The organism is Blastococcus sp. CCUG 61487 (genome assembly GCF_005222955.1).
Taxonomy (GTDB): domain Bacteria; phylum Actinomycetota; class Actinomycetes; order Mycobacteriales; family Geodermatophilaceae; genus Blastococcus.
Window position 1 is genome coordinate 3,361 of the sequence record NZ_LWUA01000103.1, and the last position, 290, is coordinate 3,650.

At 77.6% G+C, this 290-nt stretch carries 1 pseudogene; it reads left to right on the forward strand.

Features of this window, described 5'->3' with window-relative positions:
- Positions 1–39: 39 nt before the first annotated feature.
- Positions 40–290: pseudogene (locus A6V29_RS20685) on the forward strand (M56 family metallopeptidase); the annotation flags it as partial.

Here is a 290-nt window from a genome sequence, read left to right on the forward strand (position 1 = left end):
GCTGCTGCGCGAGCTGCTCGCCGGCAGCTAGCACCCGACGTGCTGCCGGCCACCGCGTCCGCTCTCGCCGTCCTCGCTGCGCTGCTGGCGTGGCCGGTGCCGGCGCTGCTGGGCAGGGCCCGCTGGCCGGCGCGCGATCCGCTGGTGGCGCTGGTCTGCTGGCAGGCGATCGGCCTGGCGGGCGGGTTGTCGATCATCGGCGCGCTGCTGGTGCACGGGCTCTCGCCGTGGGGTCACTCGCTGCCCGAGGCCTGGTGGTCGTGGGTGCGCGGCGAGCCGGCCGGCGGTCC